Genomic DNA, 18,671 nt, shown 5'->3' with positions numbered 1-18,671 from the left:
GGGGCGGAAAAGCGAATGCCATCTATCTTAGTTTGGTTGAAACCTGCAAAGCAAACAAGATCGATTTTAGGCAATATCTAGAAAAGCTGATTACGGAACTTCCTGGTTTGGATTTGATCCAAAATCCAAATCTTATCAGAGACTATCTCCCATGGTCTGAGAAAATCGTTCAATCCTGCCAACCTTTAAAAATATAGACCAAAAAGCCTGATTTCAAAATTGAAAGTAAATCAGGCTCTTTGTCGTGTCTTCCTTTTTTTCTGCAGCGTCCATTATAACGGGCTTACCTTCTTCTTACACTAAACCTATTAGAAATACAGTTCTTTACCAGCGTTAGAAGATGATGAGCCATAAAGAATAAAGCAAAAAAACTACAGAAGATCAGCCTTTTTACCGGTTGATCTTCTGTAGTAACAGGTTTAATTAAACTATTAAACGACTTTTTTGCCTTCATTATTATAGAAAATGGCTTCAGTGGTACCTGCGACCGCTTCTTTCGTGATCACACATTTAGATACTTCTGGGCGACTTGGTAAATCAAACATAATTTCCAACATCAAGTTTTCGATAATCGAACGCAAACCACGAGCTCCAGTGTTTCTCTCGATAGCTTGTTTGGCAATTTCGCGTAAAGCATCTTCTTCGAATTCCAATTCTACGTTATCTAATTCCATCAATTTTTTGTATTGTTTTACCAAAGCATTCTTCGGCTCAGTTAAAATATGGATCAAATCATCTTCTGTTAATTTTTCCAGAGCAGCCATAATTGGCAAACGTCCAATAAATTCAGGAATCAATCCGAATTTCAATAGGTCTTCTGGAATAATTTGCTGCATTACAGATTTAGATTCGTCGATTTTTTTCTTCGATGAACCAGAACCAAAACCGATCACTTTTTCTCCTAAGCGGTTTTTAACGATCGTATCGATTCCATCAAAGGCCCCGCCAACAATGAACAGAATATTCGTTGTATCTAATTGAATAAATTCTTGTTGTGGGTGTTTTCTTCCGCCTTGAGGAGGAATACTGGCAACCGTACCTTCTAAGATTTTGAGTAAAGCTTGCTGTACGCCTTCACCTGATACATCACGAGTAATCGATACATTTTCACTCTTACGAGCAATTTTATCGATTTCATCAATATAAATAATCCCTTTTTCAGCACGTTCAACATCAAAGTCAGCTGATTGCAATAATTTCAAGAGAATGTTCTCAACATCTTCCCCAACGTAACCCGCTTCTGTAAGGCTGGTTGCATCTGCAATCGCAAATGGAACGTTTAGAATACGCGCTAGAGTTTGAGCAAGGAATGTTTTCCCAGAACCAGTTGGTCCGATCAAAGAGATGTTGCTTTTTTGCAGTTCAATTCCATCTTCTTCTTTTTCACCCATATGATTCACACGCTTGTAGTGATTGTACACCGCAACAGACAAGGATTTCTTAGCCTGTTCTTGACCAATCACGTATTCATTTAAAATTTGTTGAATTTCTTGAGGTTTTGGTACTTCTAAGAATTCACCATAACCTACTTCACTAAATTCTTCATCTATGATTTCTTTGCATAAGTCGATACATTCGTTACAGATGTAAACACCAGGACCGGCAACGATTTTCTTCACTTGATCTTGTGTTTTTCCACAGAATGAACAACTTACGACTCCACTTGTTTCTTCATCATTAAACATGTTCCCATACACCTCAATTCTGTTTCCTGTTTCAATCATTGACACCACCTCTACAGTAGCACAATGTTCAAACTTTTTAAATAATAGCATAAAAAAAGGGATAATGCTACTCATGGTGATCTTCATTGAGTAAGAAAGGGACCAGACCAAAAAACCTATGGCCCAGTCCCTATACATACCAAGAGTATACCTCTTAAAACTGTTCTAACTGACGTGCTTCATCAAAACAGCACTTGATATAGAATTATTTTTCTACTGCAGAAGAAGTGATTAAATCAATAGCTTTTTTCAATGAAATGTCGTGTTTCAACATATCAGGAGTCAAAGCATTTCTTACAGCATCCACTTCCATACCGTATTCTTCAGAAAGATTTTTGATTTCTTCTTCAACTTCTTCATCAGAAGGCTCAAAGTTTTCTTTTTCAACAATAGCTTCTAATACTAAGTTTGTTTTCGTTCTGAATTCTGCATCAGTTTCCATTTGTTTGTGCAAGTCTTGTTCTGTAGTACCAGTGATTTGGTAGTACATTTCAGGAGATACACCTTGTTGTTGCATGTTGTTTAAGAAGGATTCCATTTGACGGTGAACTTCGTCATGTACCATTGAATGTGGAATTTCTTCGATTGTTGCATTTTCTACTGCTTGACGAATAGCTGCATCTTCAACAGCTTCTTCAGCTGAAGCTGTTTTAGCTTCTGTTAATTGTTTTTTCACTTTTTCTTTTAATTCGTCAAGAGTTTCAACATCTTCGTCTACATCTTTAGCGAATTCATCATCTAATTCAGGAAGTTCTTTTGCTTTAACTTCGTGAACTTTAACGTTAAATACTGCTTTTTGACCTTTCAAGTCTTCAGCTTGGTAGTCTTCTGGGAAAGTTACGTTAACTTCCACTTCATCTTCAGCTTTTTTACCAACTAATTGGTCTTCGAATCCTGGAATAAATGAGTTTGAACCTAATTCAAGTGAGAAGTTTTCGCCTTTTCCACCTTCAAAAGCTTCGCCGTCCTTAAATCCTTCAAAATCGATCACAACAGTATCGCCATTTTCAGCTGCTTCTTCTTTTAAAACTAATTCAGCTTGAGCGCTGCGTTTGCTTTCTAAGTTTTGAACTACATCTTCGTCAGTTACTTCACGGTCTTGTTTTGGAACTTCAAGACCTTTATAATCACCAAGTTCAACTTCTGGTTTTACAGTGATTTTAGCTTCAATTTCCCAAGCTTTTCCAGTTTCCATGCTTTTCACATCGATTTGTGGTTGGTCAACTGGTTCAACGCCTGTTTCTGCTAAAGCAGCTTCATAAGCGTCTGGTAAGACAGCGTTCAATGCATCTTCATATAACGCTTCTTCCCCATACATTTTGTTAAATACTTTACGAGGAACTTTCCCTTTACGGAAACCTGGTACTGATAACGTACCTTTAACTTTGTTAAAAGCTGTATCGATTCCTTGTGTTATTTGTTCTTGTGAAATTTCAAATGATAGAACACCATCATTTTTTCCTGTTTTTTCCCATTTTGCAGTCATGTAAATTACCCTCCGAAATATTCTATTTTCATAGTCTTTTGAAGACTTGCATACTTTTTCATATTACACTACTTATGCGGTTTTGTAAATAAAAATTGCTTTTGAATCCCTGACAAATAAGAAATTTTTCTCTGTAATAGACGTTCTTTGATCTATAGACAGCTTAAGATAACATCTGTTCAATTTCTAAATTCAATCGATTGATCCAATCAGCCATTTTTTGAATTTCCTTATCATCTTCAGACTCATTTTTAGATTCTATGTCGTACCGTCTAAAGCTCAAGGAAATCCATTCGTCAGCATCGGTAATCACTTCTTCAATATAAGGATGCAGCAATAAAAAATACAAATTCATTTCTTGAAGCAAAGCGTGATACAACGAGGGATTATCATCTTCAAACTTTTCTTTTAATCCTTCAATGACAGCTTCAACGACTCTTTCATCTTCTAATGAAGTTAATTTTGCAGGAGTGACCAATCTTCTTTGCTCAAACCAATACAATTCAAATTCTTCGTCTACTTGATGATCAATTAAGATTTCCAGCACCGTACTTTTTACGATTTCATTGACAAAAGGGTTCCTTAAAATGCTTCTTGCTCCTAATGCATACCACTCTTTGTCCATTTCTTTCATGTCTTTGACCAAAGCGGCTTGGTGCTCAAAAGATTTATCCCCCATTGCTAATATCTCTTTCAACAATTCTTGATTGTGTTTCTTTTTCTCTTGCTGTTGTTTGTTTTTTTCGTGCTCCAAAGCAATTTTAGTAGCTTTCCACATTTCTTTCGTCGATGTGCTCAGATTGTGTTGTGCTGTTTTCTTTTGGATAATTCGCTCAGCTTCAACGAACAACTGATTTTTGATTAAAAGTGTAGTGTATAAACTATACAAACTTTCTTCATTTTCATAAAGTTCTTTTTTATCATCTGCGATCTCTTTTGCAGTTTCATAGTCTTCCAGTTGATACAGTGCTGATACATACATGGCATTCACACTTGGTTCTTGACGAATAGCGTATGCTTCTTTAAAAAAACGACAAGCTTCTTCTATATTGCCTACTTGAAACATTTTGACAGCTTTTTTTAGATACAGCTCATAATTATTTGGAAAATCGATCCGTTCTCCCATGGTTCACCTTCTTTGCACCATTTTGCTTGCGCTAGCAAAAGTTTTTTTAGCTTCCTCAATTTTAGAGAGCAGCTGGTTGATTATTCACACCAGCAACTTTGCTGCAACGTATGTTTTCAGTTTAACACACCACACGAAGTTCTGTGAATAAAATCCTTGCTGCACGAAAAAACTTATCTTTCTACTATAAAATAGAAAGATAAGTTTTTTTGTCTAGTTATTTTAAAACGCTCTAAATTTTTTATACCGTTCATTAACTAATTCTGTAGCTGTTTTCTTGGACGCAACAGATAAAAAGTCGGCTATCTCTGTTTTTAAGGTAGCGAGAATTTGTTCTTGGGCCAGACGCTCACCTTCGATAGATTCAGAAATAATTTTGTCTATCACAGACAAATCCATTAAGTCATCTGGTGTCAGCTTCATTACTTCTGCTGCTTCCTTAGCTCGTGAAGCATCTTTCCAAAGAATAGACGAAAATCCTTCAGGCGATAATACAGAATACATTGAATTCTCCATCATCCATACTTCATTTCCCATAGCCAAAGCTAAAGCTCCGCCACTTCCACCTTCTCCAAGAATAATCGAAAGAATAGGAACTTTTAATTGACTCATTTCGAGAAGATTTCGTGCAATAGCTTCTCCTTGACCTCTATCTTCTGCCTCAACGCCACAATAAGCTCCGGCAGTATTCACAAAATTGATGACAGGACGGTTGAATTTTTCTGCTTGTTTCATCAAACGCAATGATTTTCGATAGCCTTCAGGATGAGGAGAACCAAAATTGCGACGAATATTTTCTTTGAGTTCGTGTTCTTTTTGGTTTCCGATCACCGTAACTGCTGTACCATTTAAAGTAGCAATTCCGCCAACGATAGCTTTATCATCACGAAATAAACGATCACCGTGTAATTCTATAAAATCTTCAAAAATTTCTGATACGATATCCAGCGTGTTTAAACGGGATATTTTTCGCGCGCGTTCTACGATTTCAATGGCTTTTTCCATTTAGGGCACCTTCTTTGTCAACGCTGTTTAAAAAGCTGTTTTATTCATGTAATTTAAGTATTGATCCCAACATTTGTTTCAATTCGCTTCTTGGGACGATTTGGTCGATAAATCCATTTTCCATAACCGATTCAGCTAACTGAAAATCATCAGGCAATTTTTCTTTAATGGTTTGTTCGATCACACGTTTCCCAGCAAATCCAACTAATGCTCTAGGTTCAGATAAAATAATGTCTCCTTGCATAGCAAAACTAGCTGTTACGCCGCCTGTGGTAGGGTCTGTCAACACAGTGATATACAGAAGACCGGCTTCGCTATGTCGCGCAATAGCTCCGCTTATTTTAGCCATCTGCATTAAAGAAATAATCCCTTCTTGCATTCTGGCACCACCAGAAGCAGTAAAAATAATCACAGGCAATTTTTCTTCTGTAGCTCGTTCAACTGCACGCGTAATTTTCTCTCCGACGATGTGACCCATACTTCCCATCATAAACGTCGAATCCATTACGCAGATGACTGTATGATGGCTATTTATTGCAGCTTTACCCGTGACAACTGCTTCATTCGAGCCGGACTTATTTTGTGCTTGTTGCCATTTATCTTCGTATCCGGGAAATTCTAACGGATTTGACTGCTCCATCACTTTATCCCATTCCTCAAAGCTGCCTTCATCGGCAATCAATTGAATCCGCTCGGTTGCACAAATTCTAAATGAATATCCGCATTCTGGACAGATTTTATCATGACCTAAATCTTTGGTATAAATTGATTTATGACACTGAGGACATTTGGTAAACATTCCGTCTGGTACAACGGGAATCGCTGTATCTTCGGTTTGTGTTCGATCCACATGAATGGGAATGTACACTCGTTTCTTCTTAAACAGTTTCAATTTATCACCTCTGTAAAAAGTTCTTACTTTCTTCGATTTAATTAATCAATACGAGGCACCCAATTTTTAAGAAAATCCGTTTCTAAATAACTAGTGTCGTATTCTCCACTAATAAAAGTGGCATCATTTAATAAATCTTCCTGAAAGAATTGATTGGTTATGATTCCTTCTATAACAAGTTCACCTAATGCACGTTTCATTTTAGCTATGGCTTCCGGACGATCCGCACCTTTAGTGATGATTTTTGCAATCATCGCATCATAATAAGGAGGGATTTCAGCACCTTGGTACATGGCGCTTTCCACCCGCAAACCGAGCCCGCCTGAAGGAACTAGTAAATAGTTTAATGTTCCAGGGGAAGGAGCAAAATTAAACGCTGGATTTTCAGCATTGATACGACACTCGATCGTATGTCCTGTTAGTCTAACATCTTCTTGTTTCAAAGACAATTCTTGACCAGAAGCAATTAAAATTTGCTGTTTGACAATATCTACTTCAGTCGCCATTTCCGTAACGGGATGTTCTACTTGTATACGGGTATTCATTTCCATAAAGTAATAGTTGCTATCTACATCTAACAAAAATTCAATCGTTCCCGCATTTTGATAATGTACATATTTAGCTGCTTTTACAGCAGTTTCTCCTAGCAACTGTCTTTGTTCTTCATCGATCGCTACAGAAGGAGATTCTTCGATAACTTTTTGATTTTTACGTTGTAAAGAACAATCACGTTCTCCAAGATGGATCACATTCCCATGATTATCCGCCAGAATTTGAACTTCTATATGACGCGCATGTTCAATGATTTTTTCCATATACATATCATCATTTCCAAAAGCAGCTTTTGCTTCAGATTTAGCGTTCACATAAGCAGTTTCTAGTTCTTCTTCATTCGCTACACGACGCATCCCTTTACCGCCACCGCCAGCACTGGCTTTCAGCATCACAGGATACCCAAGACTTTTAGCTGCAGTTTTAGCTTCATCCATAGAATGAATGAATCCTTCACTACCTGGAATAACAGGTACACCAGCTTCGATCATTAGTTCTCTGGCATTTGCTTTATCTCCCATTTGATGAATGGTTATCGGTTTTGGACCAATAAAAACAATATTCATTTCTTCACACATAGTCGCGAACGTACTGTTCTCAGATAAGAATCCAAAACCAGGATGAATCGCTTGAGCGTTTGTGACTACTGCTGCACTTAATATAGATTGCATATCCAAATACGAATCGGTTGCTTTTGCAGGTCCAATACAAATAGCTTCGTCTGCTAATTGCATGTGTAAAGCGTCTCGATCTGCTTCGGAATAGACGGCGACTGTTTTAATCCCCAGTTCTTGACACGCACGTATCACACGTACGGCAATTTCGCCTCTATTTGCAATAAGAATTTTATTTAACATAGGCTTAACGTCCGATAATAAATGTCAATTCGACTTCGCAGACTTTTTTCCCGTCAACGTAAGCGACACCTTTACCGATTCCTGCATAATCTTTTAATTTCACGATGTCTACATGTAACATCAACTGGTCGCCTGGTTGAACTTTTTTACGGAATTTAACTTTGTTCATTCCACCTAAATAAGCTGTTTGTCCTTTAAATCTGTCTAGTGACAATAGAGGAATCGATCCAGCTTGAGCCAATGCTTCTAAGATGTAAACTCCAGGCAATACAGGCTCGCCAGGGAAATGCCCTTGGAAAACTTCTTCATTGATGGTGACATTTTTTAATGCTACCACATGTTCACCAGGTGTCATTTCTTCCACACGGTCGATAAAGTAAATTGGGAAACGATTGGGGATTAATTTTTGGATCTCTGCTATATTCATTTTAGTCATTTCTAAAATTCCTCCTTAAATAATGTAAAAAGCGGTTAAATCAGCCCTAATCAACTCTGAATAACGCTTGGTTGTATTCTACAACTTGACTGTCTTCAATCAGAATTTCAGTAATCGTTCCATCTACTTCACTCTTGATTTCATTCATTACTTTCATAGCTTCTACAATACAAAGTGTTTCGCCAACTTTTACAGTATCTCCTACTTTTTTAAACTCAGGTTTTCCTGGTTCTGGAGATAAATAAACCACTCCTACAATCGGAGATAAAATCTCTTCCCCTGCGGCAGCCGGAGTGCTTTCCGTTTCCCTCACAGTGACGGATTGATAGCTGCTTTCGTTGTTGTAAGCTGTTTCGTTTACAACAGGGCTAATTGTTTCAATTTTTGTGTCTTTAGTCATTGATTGAGAAGTAGCAGAATTTTTGCTCATTTGAACGGTTACGTTGTCCATTTGCAATTGAAATTCTTTTAGAGAAGACTGATCAACCAAATGCAGCAACTCTTTTACTTGGTTAAAGTCCATCTATTTTCCCTCCCATTTTTTAAATAAGGTTACGGCATTGTGTCCACCAAAACCTAATGAATTGTTTAGAGCGTATTGAATCTCTTTTGCTCTACCTTCATTTGGAATGTAGTCTAAATCACATTCTTCATCCGCTACTTGTAAACCGATGGTTGGAGGAAGGAAGCCTTCTTGTAAAGCTTTCACACAAGCTACTGCTTCGATACCACCAGCAGCACCCAATAAGTGACCCGTCATACTCTTAGTACTTGAGATAGCTACTTGCTCAGCTGCATCCCCTAAAGCGTATTTAATGGCTTTCGATTCTGATGAATCATTGGCTTGAGTACTTGTTCCATGAGCGTTGATGTATCCGATATCCGCTGGTTGAATATTTGCTTCATCCATAGCTAATTTCATCGCTCTACCTGCTCCGCTGCCATCTGGTGATGGAGCTGTCATGTGATAACCATCTCCGGTTGCACCATATCCAACGATTTCTGCATAAATAGTAGCACCGCGTTCAATAGCATGGTCAAGACTTTCCAACATCAATACGCCGGCGCCTTCACCCATAACAAAACCATGACGCTCTTTGTCAAATGGAATCGACGCACGATCAGGATCAGTACTAGTTGATAGAGCATTCAATGCTGCAAAACCAGAGATTCCGATTTCATTTACCGTTCCTTCTGCACCGCCAGCAATAATAATATCTGAATAACCATGTTTGATATTACGGAAAGCTTCTCCGATAGAGTTGTTTCCTGATGCACATGCTGTAACGATAGACGTATTGATTCCACGTGCACCAATGGCAATGGAAATATTTCCAGCTACCATGTTTCCAATTGCTAAAGGTACGAACAATGGAGCAACGCGTTGTGGACCTTTAGTGTGCATTTTAATGATTTGCTGTTCCATAGCGTTCAATCCGCCAATACCAGAACCTACAATGACTCCAAAACGATCCATGTCTGTTTTTTCTACATCAATACCGCTCATTTCAACAGCTTGAACAGCAGCTGCAACCCCATATTGTGAGAATTCATCCATACGTTTAGCAACTTTACGGTCCATATAATTTTTTGGATCAAAATCTTTTAATTCTCCAGCAACTGAGATCCCAGTTTCGCTAGCATCAAATTTAGTGATTTCTTTAATTCCGTTCTTTCCTGCTTTTAAGCCTTCCCAAAAGGTTTCAGCTGAGTTACCCAATGGAGTAACTGCACCCATACTTGTAATGACTACACGATTCATTTGTGTTCGTCCTCCTTATTATTAACCGTTCATGACCATTCCACCGTCAACATTGATGACTTGGCCTGTAATATAGCGGTTTTCGCTTAAAAAGACTGCTAATCTGGCTACATCTTCCACGTTTCCAAAACGTTTCAATGGAATTTGACCAACAGCTTGTTCTTTCATTTTATCTGACAATACATCTGTCATTTCTGTTTCAATAAAACCTGGAGCAATCGCATTAACAGTGATTCCTCTAGCTGCTAATTCTCGTGCTGCTGATTTAGTTAAACCCACAACACCAGCTTTACTGGCTGCATAGTTGGCTTGGCCAACGTTTCCTACTAAGCCCACAACACTGGACATATTAATAATTGTGCCGCTTTTTTGTTTCAGCATCACTTTTGAAGCATGACGAATCGTATTGAATGTCCCTTTTAAATTGATATTGATGGCTTGGTCAAAATCCTCTTCTGCCATTCTCATCAACAACATATCTTTTGTGATACCGGCATTGTTCACAAGCACGTCTACACTACCAAAAACTTCTTTCGTTTCTTCAATCAACTTTTGAGCAAAATCAAAGTCGCTTACATCGCCTAAGATTGTATGCGTTTTAGCTCCTAAACTTTCCAATTCATTCAACAAACTTTCTGCTATCGGCTTCCGACCGTTCAAAACGATGTTTGCGCCAGTTTTCGCAAATTCTACAGCAATAGCTTTTCCAATTCCTCTAGAACTTCCAGTTACAATAACAGTTTGATTTTTTAGATTCATATCCTCATCCTTTTTCTGCTATCTTCATGTTTTACGCAAGTTTTTGCAGCGTTTTTTCAAGCGATTTTATGTTTTCAACATTCATGATTTGTACTGTTTTATCGATTTTTTTGATAAAACTGCTTAATGTTTTACCTGGACCGATTTCAATAAAGGTATCTACACCCATATCGATCATTTTTTGTATGCTATCTTCCCAATAGACTGGAGACATCACTTGTTTGACCATTAATTCTTGAATAGCTTCAGCGTCTTCAATGGGTTTAACAGTGGTATTACTGATAATGGGAATACTAGGATTCATTATCTTGACCGTTTTGATTTCTTCTTTTAATTGTCTAGCTGCTGGTTCCAATAGACTGGTATGAAAAGGTCCACTGACTGTCAGCGGCACTACACGTTTAGCTCCAGCTTCCGACAATCGCTTGCTCGCTATTTCAACAGACTCTTTTAATCCTGCAATAGCAATTTGTCCAGGCATATTGTAATTTGCTGGAGAGACAACCCCATATTCCTCAGCAGCTTCTTGGCAAATTTGTTCAATAATCAAGCGGTCTAATCCCATAACAGCAGCCATCGCACCTTCTCCAAGTGGAACTGCCTCAGTCATGTATTGGCCTCTTTTTTTCACTAATTGAAGAGCCTCCGGGAACGACAATACTCCTGCTTTCACAAATGCACTGTATTCTCCTAAGCTCAGACCAGCGACTACATCAGGTTGTAGTCCTTTTTCGGTCAATAAAGCATCAATGGCCATACTGACGGTTAAAATAGCCGGCTGTGTATACATCGTTTGATTTAATAGATCATTTTCTTCAAAACAAAGAGACTGCATATCTAATTGCAATGCTTCACTTGCTTGTTGGAAAATATCTTTTACGCTGTCATACTCTTCGTAAAGTTCTTTTCCCATACCTGCATATTGAGCACCTTGACCACTATATACAAATGCTGTTTTCATCAGTTTCACTTCCTAAAAAAAGAACTAGAAAACTATCGGAAGCAAAAAGAACTTCTTTTAGCTTTCTAGCTAATATAATGTGGCTGGTTGTTGTAAGAGTCTATGCCTCTAACGAACTAGCTTGTTTACGAATAATATCTTGGTATTCAGTCATTAATTCTTGAATGATTTCATGACAACTTTGTTCTTTTTTCACTAAACCGGCACTTTGACCAGACATGAATGAACCAGTGTCTTTATCTCCATCAATAACCGCTCTTTTCAATGCGCCTTTCCCCATTGCTTCTAAACGATCGAAATCTGGATTTTCATCACTCGTGATCTCTTTTTCTACTTTTAAGTATTGACGAGTCAATTTATTACGCAACACACGAACAGGATGTCCGGTAATTTGTCCTGTAATAACCGTGTCAATATCTTTTGCTTTGATAATAGCGTCTTTGAAATTTTGATGAACGGTACTTTCATTCGCCACAACAAAACGAGTTCCTAACTGTGCAGCTGAAGCTCCCAACATAAACACGGCTGCAACACCACGGCCGTCAGCAATACCTCCAGCAGCAATAACAGGAATGTTTACCGCATCTACAACCTGAGGCACTAAGTTCATCGTAGTTGTTTTCCCGATGTGTCCCCCAGCTTCCATTCCTTCACAAATAATGGCATCTGCGCCTTCATTTTCCATACGTCGCGCTAAAGCAACTGAAGCCACTACTGGAATAACTACTGTACCGACTGCTTTGAATTGAGCCATATACCGACCAGGAGAACCTGCTCCTGTAGTTACCACTTTTATGCCTTCTTCACAAACTACTTTGACAACATCTTCTACATATGGTGAAAGGAGTAATACGTTAATCCCGAAAGGTTTGTCGGTTAAAGCTTTTGTTTCATGAATCAATTCACGAACTGTTTCTCCTGTCGCATGTCCACACGCCAGAATCCCTAACCCTCCAGCATTTGATACAGCACTTACAAGACTAGGATTCGCTACCCAAGACATCGCACCTTGAATGATTGGGTATTTTATTCCAAGTTTTTTTATTAAATCTGTCTGCATACAGATATTTCCTTCTTTCTATATGTAGAATTATTTTTTCGCGATTTCAGCTTCTACAAAGTTTACGATATCTTGTACGGTGTTCAATCCTTCTTCTGATTCAATTTTAATATCAAATTCGTCTTCGATATCATTGATGATTTGGAATAAGTCTAAACTATCTGCTTCTAAATCTTCACGGAAGTTGGTAGTTAATTGTACTTCTTCCTCGTCTTTATCTAATTGGTCCATAATAATTTCTTGAATTTTTGAAAATGTCATTGTTGTTTCCTCCATTAATGTATAATATATTTTTTATAGTTGGATGAGCATGGATCCCCATGTCAATCCCCCTCCAAAACCTGTTAACACAATCTTTTCGTTGCTTCCCAAAACCAATTTCTTTTCAGCAACCAATTCATGTAAGAGCAGCGGGATACTTGCTGCTGATGTATTCCCATATTTGCTGATGTTGACAGCAAACAACTCTGGTGAAATTTTTAATTTTTTTGCGATAGCTTTTAAGATCCGCTCATTCGCTTGGTGAGCCACTATACATTCTACATCCTCGAAGGGAGTATTGGTGTCGCTTAACAGCTTTTGAATGCTTTGTGGAACGCTGCGTATAGCAAAATCAAAAATGCTTCTGCCTTCCATTTGTAATGAATACTGATGCTCAGCTTTTTGCGAACTCCATTTTTCAGAAAGAGACAAGGTTCCTGCAGTAAGCGCGTTTCCGCGGCTTCCATCAGCATGAATGTCTTCTCCTAAAACAAACGATTCGCCTGGAGTATGTTTTAATAACACACCGCCAGCTCCATCACCAAAAAGAACAGCAGTACTTCGATCATTCCAGTCGATAATCTTCGACATGACTTCTCCGCCCAGAACTAAACCGTAACGGTAACTGCCTGACTGCATCAACTTATCGGCTATCGATAAAGCATATACAAACCCTGAACAAGCAGCGTTGACGTCAAACGACATGATTGAATGAGCACCTATTTTATCTTGCACTAGGCTGGCTGTAGAAGGACTCAAGTAGTCAGGAGTCATTGTTGCAACAACAATGAAATCCACTTCTTCAGCTTGTACACCTGCATTTGATAAAATATGCTGAGCGGCTTTGGCACATAAATCTGACGTATTTTCAGTTTCGCTGATATGACGTTCTTTAATACCTGTGCGGCTTGTTATCCATTCATCAGAGGTCTCTAAAAATGTTTCTAACTGTTCATTGGAAATAATTCTTTCTGGTACGTAACTTCCTGTACCGACTATTTTAGTTCCCATTCCATTCAACTCTGTTCTCTATAAAGAATTTTTTGTGCGATCTAGGAATAGATGTAAGTTTCTCAAACCTTTTACTAAAATTTCTGCTTCTTCGTCGCTTAAATCACTAAGCGTTTCTTTGACCATGTCACGATGAAATTTATCGTGCAGGCGGTAGAGCAGACGTCCTTTTTTAGTCAGTCCAAGTTTTACCACTCGTCTATCTTCTTCGCTTCTAATACGTTCGACATACCCTTTTTTCACTAAATTGTTTATTGATACAGTTAGTGTACCTACAGTTACATAGGTTCTCTTAGCTACTTCTGTGGTGGTGTTTTCTCCGTACATTCCAATGGCTTCGATTGTGTGCATCTCTTTAATAGATAAATCATTAAATCTACTGCCTTTTAAAGCATTTTCTTCAATAATTAAGACTTCATTGAATATCTTAACTAAATAAGGATTTATCTCATTGACAATTTTATCCACATCTCTCCTCCCATCTGATGAATATCCAAAACAGAATTTAGTTTGAACATCAAATTGTTTGACAATCAAAATACTAATTCATTTTAGTTTGACTGTCAATAAAAATTCGCAACTTTTTTTGACAAGAACTCAAAACAAGCTATATATCAGCATTTTAAGAGAAACTATTTTGAAACCCAAAGTAACGTAGAACCTGAAAAATATCTCTTTTACTATTTTTTCTAAAAAAACAAAAAAAGCTGGATCTGATTTAAGATCCAACTTCTTAACGTGTATTTTTTTAGAGAACAGTTTGTTCAATATCTTTAAAATTAACAATAGTTCTATCTTCCATTAAATCTTTCATTTTTTCAGAAGATAAGTCCCAGGAGATATCTACAACAGCACTATTTTTCAATAGTTTTGTAATGACACCTGCCATTTTTTCATCGCGGAAAGTAAAAATAATTTTATCTCCCACATCTGGTTTAAAAGACAACTTAATCTCTTCAATCATCTCAACAGCTTCATTATAGGGTACTCCTAGAAGAGTTGCAATTCTCGAATTGCTTGCTCCTTTTCTAAGTTCCACTTCAACTAACGATTGAATCTCTTTGGTAATTTTATTACCCATTTAATCCCCTCATTTCTTCAACTCTACAAAGAATGTAACTTAAAAAAATAATCTTTTACTCTCAAACTCCTCTTTCATTATAACACAATTATAATTTTTCGCAAAATAACTAACGTTTCTTTAATTTTCCTTTATTTTTAGTCCAGAAAACAGAAAAACTACGACTAAAAAGTTTTACCTTTTCCATCATAGTTATAGAAGGGACAAAAAATTTATACACTGTACCTTTTTTAAGAGAAGTTTTTAATATACCATTGAGCAGCAGCAACCACTTCTTTTTGAGTCAAAGAATGTCCATGCTGTCCCCAGTCAATTTCCACTGTGGAACCAGCTTCTTCAAGAAGGTGTTTTAAGTCTTTGCTTTCTTGAGGAGCACAAATCGGATCATTTTCTCCAGCCCCAATAAAGACTGGGACTTGGTTTAAATTAGGCAGATCCATTCCTCTAAGTGGAACCATTGGGTGGTGAAGAATTGCACCTTTTAACACATCTTGGTAATGGAATAGTAAGCTTCCAGCGATATTTGCCCCATTTGAATAACCTATCGCTACGACATTGTCTCGATCAAAGCCATATTTTTTGGCGGCTTCATCAATAAAATCTGCTAGATTTTTCGTTTCTTCTTTTAAATTTTCAATATCGAAAACACCTTCAGCTAATCGTTTAAAATAACGTGGCATTCCATTCTCAACTATATTTCCACGTACACTCAATACTGATGCTTCTGCATCGACCATCTCTGCTAGCGGCAGTAAATCATTTTCCGTTCCACCCGTTCCATGCAACAATAGTAACGTTGGTTTTGTTGGATTAGTGCCTTCTTTAAATAAATGTTTCATCAACCTCAACCTCTCTGATTTAGTTTGGTTTAATTTCTCTTATTTCTATTGGAGTCAGCAATAGCTCCGCGCTCTCAGTAATAGAGAACGCTAAAGTAATTGGGGTCCTTCACTTCTGTCGGATAAAAATCTTTAATTGCCACTCCAGCTGTCACACCATAAAACGTATACGGATTTTCTTTTCCGTCTGTTCTGGCTACTAATTCTAACTGCAGGTCGGGAGGATCTTGGAAGTTAAATAATCTTCTCTAAAACAAGCAGATTTTTCAACGGGTATACCAAAAGAAAGCACTCATTATTCCTATAAGGGCAGTGATCTTTCTGGAACCACATAAAATGTGACACCAGTTTGGCCGTCTCCAATTGTTCCTTGACGAGCATTTCCAAAGGAACAAACGTCATGATCGTACCTGGTTGACCTTTTTCATTTTCAAAATATAAATGATAGATACCTGGATCATCAAAATCCACCTTTTTTAATGTGTCGAAACCCAAGTACAAAACCTTAAAAATCAACGTTTTATTGGGAATTCCCAAAGTTTGTTTCTCAGTTCCTGTTCCCCTAGCCGTTATACAGATTATTTATTTTTTGTACTTTGCTCTGCTGCAGTCAAGCCAACTTTTTTTACTAACGGGATCAGCGTTTCTATTTCTTCACTAGATAATACAGAAAACAATTCTGTAATCATTTTTTCATGAAGAGGGAAAGCTTCTTCCATGAAGGATTTACCTTTATCTGTTATGTGCGCGAAAATAACTCTGCGGTCGGTCGCACACGGTTTCCTTTCGATATGTCCTTTTTGCTCTAATTTATCAATGACATACGTCATACTGCTGCTGGAAAGCAGTATTTTTTTTCCAATGTTTTGGATCTTTTGTTCTCCTTTAGCATAAAGCAACTCTAAAACTGCAAATTCCGTGGGGTTTAACCCATACTTCACCATGTCTTGTTTCATCACATCTTGCAGGCTTTGAGACGCTCGCAACATCACTGTTAGCGCTTTTAAAGAATCTTCATTTTTCGCCATTAAAAAAACTCCTTCCATGTATACATCGCTTATTATATATATCAAAATAATTTATCTTCAATTCGAGATAAACATACCATAGATTTTTCTGCCCGTCAAACAAATCGCTGGGAAGCTTTTAGTCTACAAAAGAGTGATCCATGCCTTTTACATCTATAAATGATCAAAAAAAAGCTGTGATAGAAATATCGCAACCTTTAGTTCTAGTTCTATTTAAATGTCATTATCTTTCTGTACGCAAGAGCTTTAAAGCTCTTGACCAACTCAGTATACATAACATAAAACAGAACAGATTTTTTTGAATTCTTCTATAAATCAGAAGGCGTAATAATCCCCATAGGACTCTCAGTTTTTTTACCGTTTTCAGTAATCAGCAAAGCATCGATTTTCCGATCCTTTTTTAACAGTTCTGCAGCTACATCGATACTCATATCTTTTCGTACGAATAAATAATTGTTGCTTTTAGAGTCTTCTCTCAAGATTTCTTCTGTTGTAACTTGTTTTAAATCCACTACAGCGGACTTTAAATGATTGGCTAACCAGTACGTAATGCCATTTTCTGTCAACAAACCAATCAAATCTCCTTTTTGATAGACAGGAAAATGAGTGATCTGTTTATTTTTAATGGTTTCCAATACGGTAAGAAATAAGTCCTCAGCTTGGAAATGAACCACATCTCGTTTAAAAGCAGGATAAACTTTTGGCGGGCTTTTGATTACAGATTCAATCAATTCGATCCTATCTACAACTTTATCCGTAGGTACAGCTAAGTAACGGCTTGTCTCCAGTTTTTTATGCACTAACACATTTCTTAGATCGGCAAAAATTTGCAAATCATTCTTATATTCTTTGACTCCGCTATTGCGGTATTCATTTTCATCTAGCAAATGATAAAAAGGTTTTTTGTGTGCTTTTTCATTGCTCATAAAACTCAAATGATTGTGAATGCGGTTAAAACTAGCTAAAAATCGTTCTGCATTATCCACTTTCTCATCCTTTCTTTGATTTTCTTACGATCCAAAAGAACTTTAGAAAATATTCAACCAGTTCACTATCGTAGTCCATCCCAGGCTGTACAATATAATTGGAATCGGCTTTCCAAGAATAATAATCACAGCAAATTTTTTCCAAGACATTGTTGTTAATCCAGCTAAATAACACAACGCGTCATCAGGTGCTATAGGACCAAAAATACCGATAGCAAAAATGCGATCAAACATTTTACCATCATTTAACCATTTGGAATACTTGTTGAACACTCTCTTGCTTAGCATCTTTTCTACTAATGGCTGGCCATAACGTTTAGAAATCAAAAATGCTCCAAAAGAACCTATACAAATCCCAATATAATTGTACACGATTCCCCATACCGGACCAAATAAGATCACTCCAGCCACACATGTAACGGCTGCTGGAAGAATAGGCAACACGACTTGTAAAAACTGAATAAAAATAAATACCAATATAGCTTGTGCCCCGTAACTTTCAACATATTGAATCAAACTCTCTCTCGAGTCGAAAACGTCATTGCTGTAACCAAGATAAAGAAAAAAAACAGTCATCACCAATCCCGCCAGTGTCAGCAAATCAAACCAATTGAAGCGGAACTTTTTTACGTATTTCATATCTAAACCCCAATTTCTATATCCATTCTTAATTTCCCTACAATGATTGTACGATAATTATTTGATGTATGCACTCCTTCTTTCGTTGTATTTTTCCTTCTTCTGTCAAAAATACTTTGAGCAGATGAATGTTAGCCATTATTTTTTCTTGTTATACTGCAGGTATAAGTAAGAAATTTCGCTATGTATCCTCTTTTTATTTTTTT

General features: G+C 37.3%; 21 protein-coding genes. 1 reads left to right on the top strand and 20 read right to left on the bottom strand.

All coding sequences use genetic code 11. The annotated features are described in order from the left end of the window. A partial coding sequence (locus ACEN36_RS08400; RefSeq protein ID WP_407126355.1) for a transposase domain-containing protein occupies nucleotides 1–197 on the top strand: 197 nt, incomplete at its 5' end. Nucleotides 198–431: 234 nt separating this feature from the next. Here the strand turns inward: ACEN36_RS08400 and clpX are convergent. The 20 genes from clpX to ACEN36_RS08300 form a co-directional block, all read right to left on the bottom strand. Then, nucleotides 432–1,685 (bottom strand): ATP-dependent Clp protease ATP-binding subunit ClpX, encoded by a 1,254-nt coding sequence (gene clpX, locus ACEN36_RS08395; protein ID WP_407097227.1) that lies wholly within the window; start codon nucleotides 1,683–1,685, stop codon nucleotides 432–434. A 244-nt stretch (nucleotides 1,686–1,929) separates the two neighbouring features. Further along, nucleotides 1,930–3,210, bottom strand: coding sequence for a trigger factor (gene tig, locus ACEN36_RS08390; RefSeq protein WP_407097208.1), 1,281 nt, complete (start codon nucleotides 3,208–3,210; stop codon nucleotides 1,930–1,932). A 163-nt stretch (nucleotides 3,211–3,373) separates the two neighbouring features. Continuing rightward, nucleotides 3,374–4,336, bottom strand: coding sequence for a hydrolase (locus tag ACEN36_RS08385; RefSeq protein WP_407097207.1), 963 nt, complete (start codon nucleotides 4,334–4,336; stop codon nucleotides 3,374–3,376). 222 nt (nucleotides 4,337–4,558) lie between these two features. Then, a complete protein-coding gene (locus ACEN36_RS08380; protein ID WP_407097206.1) occupies nucleotides 4,559–5,341 on the bottom strand; it encodes an acetyl-CoA carboxylase carboxyltransferase subunit alpha in 783 nt (260 codons plus the stop codon). A 40-nt stretch (nucleotides 5,342–5,381) separates the two neighbouring features. Further along, nucleotides 5,382–6,233 (bottom strand): acetyl-CoA carboxylase, carboxyltransferase subunit beta, encoded by an 852-nt coding sequence (accD, locus tag ACEN36_RS08375; protein ID WP_407097205.1) that lies wholly within the window; start codon nucleotides 6,231–6,233, stop codon nucleotides 5,382–5,384. A 41-nt stretch (nucleotides 6,234–6,274) separates the two neighbouring features. Further along, a complete protein-coding gene (locus ACEN36_RS08370; RefSeq protein ID WP_407097204.1) occupies nucleotides 6,275–7,642 on the bottom strand; it encodes an acetyl-CoA carboxylase biotin carboxylase subunit in 1,368 nt (455 codons plus the stop codon). Between the two features lie 4 nt (nucleotides 7,643–7,646). Further along, nucleotides 7,647–8,069, bottom strand: coding sequence for a 3-hydroxyacyl-ACP dehydratase FabZ (gene fabZ / locus ACEN36_RS08365; protein ID WP_204211168.1), 423 nt, complete (start codon nucleotides 8,067–8,069; stop codon nucleotides 7,647–7,649). A 55-nt stretch (nucleotides 8,070–8,124) separates the two neighbouring features. Next, complete coding sequence (gene accB / locus ACEN36_RS08360) at nucleotides 8,125–8,601, bottom strand: acetyl-CoA carboxylase biotin carboxyl carrier protein (RefSeq protein WP_407097203.1); 477 nt, start codon at nucleotides 8,599–8,601, stop codon at nucleotides 8,125–8,127. Beyond that, complete coding sequence (fabF, locus tag ACEN36_RS08355) at nucleotides 8,602–9,840, bottom strand: beta-ketoacyl-ACP synthase II (RefSeq protein WP_407097202.1); 1,239 nt, start codon at nucleotides 9,838–9,840, stop codon at nucleotides 8,602–8,604. 21 nt (nucleotides 9,841–9,861) lie between these two features. Beyond that, nucleotides 9,862–10,599 carry a 3-oxoacyl-[acyl-carrier-protein] reductase gene (gene fabG / locus ACEN36_RS08350; protein ID WP_407097201.1) on the bottom strand — a complete coding sequence of 246 codons (738 nt, stop codon included), beginning with the start codon at nucleotides 10,597–10,599 and terminating at the stop codon, nucleotides 9,862–9,864. A 31-nt stretch (nucleotides 10,600–10,630) separates the two neighbouring features. Continuing rightward, the gene (fabD, locus tag ACEN36_RS08345; RefSeq protein ID WP_407126354.1) at nucleotides 10,631–11,560 is read right to left on the bottom strand and encodes an ACP S-malonyltransferase; all 930 of its coding nucleotides are present in this window, start codon (nucleotides 11,558–11,560) and stop codon (nucleotides 10,631–10,633) included. Nucleotides 11,561–11,660: 100 nt separating this feature from the next. After that, nucleotides 11,661–12,620, bottom strand: a complete 960-nt coding sequence (gene fabK / locus ACEN36_RS08340; protein WP_407097199.1) for an enoyl-[acyl-carrier-protein] reductase FabK — start codon at nucleotides 12,618–12,620, stop codon at nucleotides 11,661–11,663. Nucleotides 12,621–12,650: 30 nt separating this feature from the next. Beyond that, entirely contained in the window at nucleotides 12,651–12,881 is a 231-nt protein-coding gene (locus ACEN36_RS08335) for an acyl carrier protein (RefSeq protein ID WP_407097198.1), read from the bottom strand. Nucleotides 12,882–12,914: 33 nt separating this feature from the next. Then, nucleotides 12,915–13,892: a beta-ketoacyl-ACP synthase III gene (locus tag ACEN36_RS08330; RefSeq protein WP_407097197.1), complete on the bottom strand. Its 978-nt coding sequence runs from the start codon at nucleotides 13,890–13,892 to the stop codon at nucleotides 12,915–12,917. A gap of 18 nt (nucleotides 13,893–13,910) precedes the next feature. Then, a complete protein-coding gene (locus ACEN36_RS08325) occupies nucleotides 13,911–14,360 on the bottom strand; it encodes a MarR family winged helix-turn-helix transcriptional regulator (protein WP_407097196.1) in 450 nt (149 codons plus the stop codon). Nucleotides 14,361–14,640: 280 nt separating this feature from the next. Next, on the bottom strand, nucleotides 14,641–14,973 hold the full coding sequence (locus ACEN36_RS08320) for a DUF2187 family protein (protein ID WP_407097195.1): 333 nt from the start codon (nucleotides 14,971–14,973) through the stop codon (nucleotides 14,641–14,643). 230 nt (nucleotides 14,974–15,203) lie between these two features. Next, nucleotides 15,204–15,812, bottom strand: coding sequence for an alpha/beta hydrolase (locus ACEN36_RS08315; RefSeq protein WP_407097194.1), 609 nt, complete (start codon nucleotides 15,810–15,812; stop codon nucleotides 15,204–15,206). A 578-nt stretch (nucleotides 15,813–16,390) separates the two neighbouring features. Next, nucleotides 16,391–16,840 carry a MarR family winged helix-turn-helix transcriptional regulator gene (locus tag ACEN36_RS08310; protein WP_407097193.1) on the bottom strand — a complete coding sequence of 150 codons (450 nt, stop codon included), beginning with the start codon at nucleotides 16,838–16,840 and terminating at the stop codon, nucleotides 16,391–16,393. A gap of 308 nt (nucleotides 16,841–17,148) precedes the next feature. Then, nucleotides 17,149–17,826 carry a CBS domain-containing protein gene (locus tag ACEN36_RS08305; RefSeq protein WP_407097192.1) on the bottom strand — a complete coding sequence of 226 codons (678 nt, stop codon included), beginning with the start codon at nucleotides 17,824–17,826 and terminating at the stop codon, nucleotides 17,149–17,151. 42 nt (nucleotides 17,827–17,868) lie between these two features. Then, nucleotides 17,869–18,465: a TVP38/TMEM64 family protein gene (locus ACEN36_RS08300; RefSeq protein WP_407097191.1), complete on the bottom strand. Its 597-nt coding sequence runs from the start codon at nucleotides 18,463–18,465 to the stop codon at nucleotides 17,869–17,871. Nucleotides 18,466–18,671 lie beyond the last annotated feature (206 nt).

Source organism: Desemzia sp. FAM 23989 (genome assembly GCF_045528345.1).
Lineage (GTDB): Bacteria > Bacillota > Bacilli > Lactobacillales > Carnobacteriaceae > Desemzia.
The sequence above is the reverse complement of the archived record's forward strand: the minus strand, read 5'-3'. Positions and strand labels throughout refer to the sequence as shown.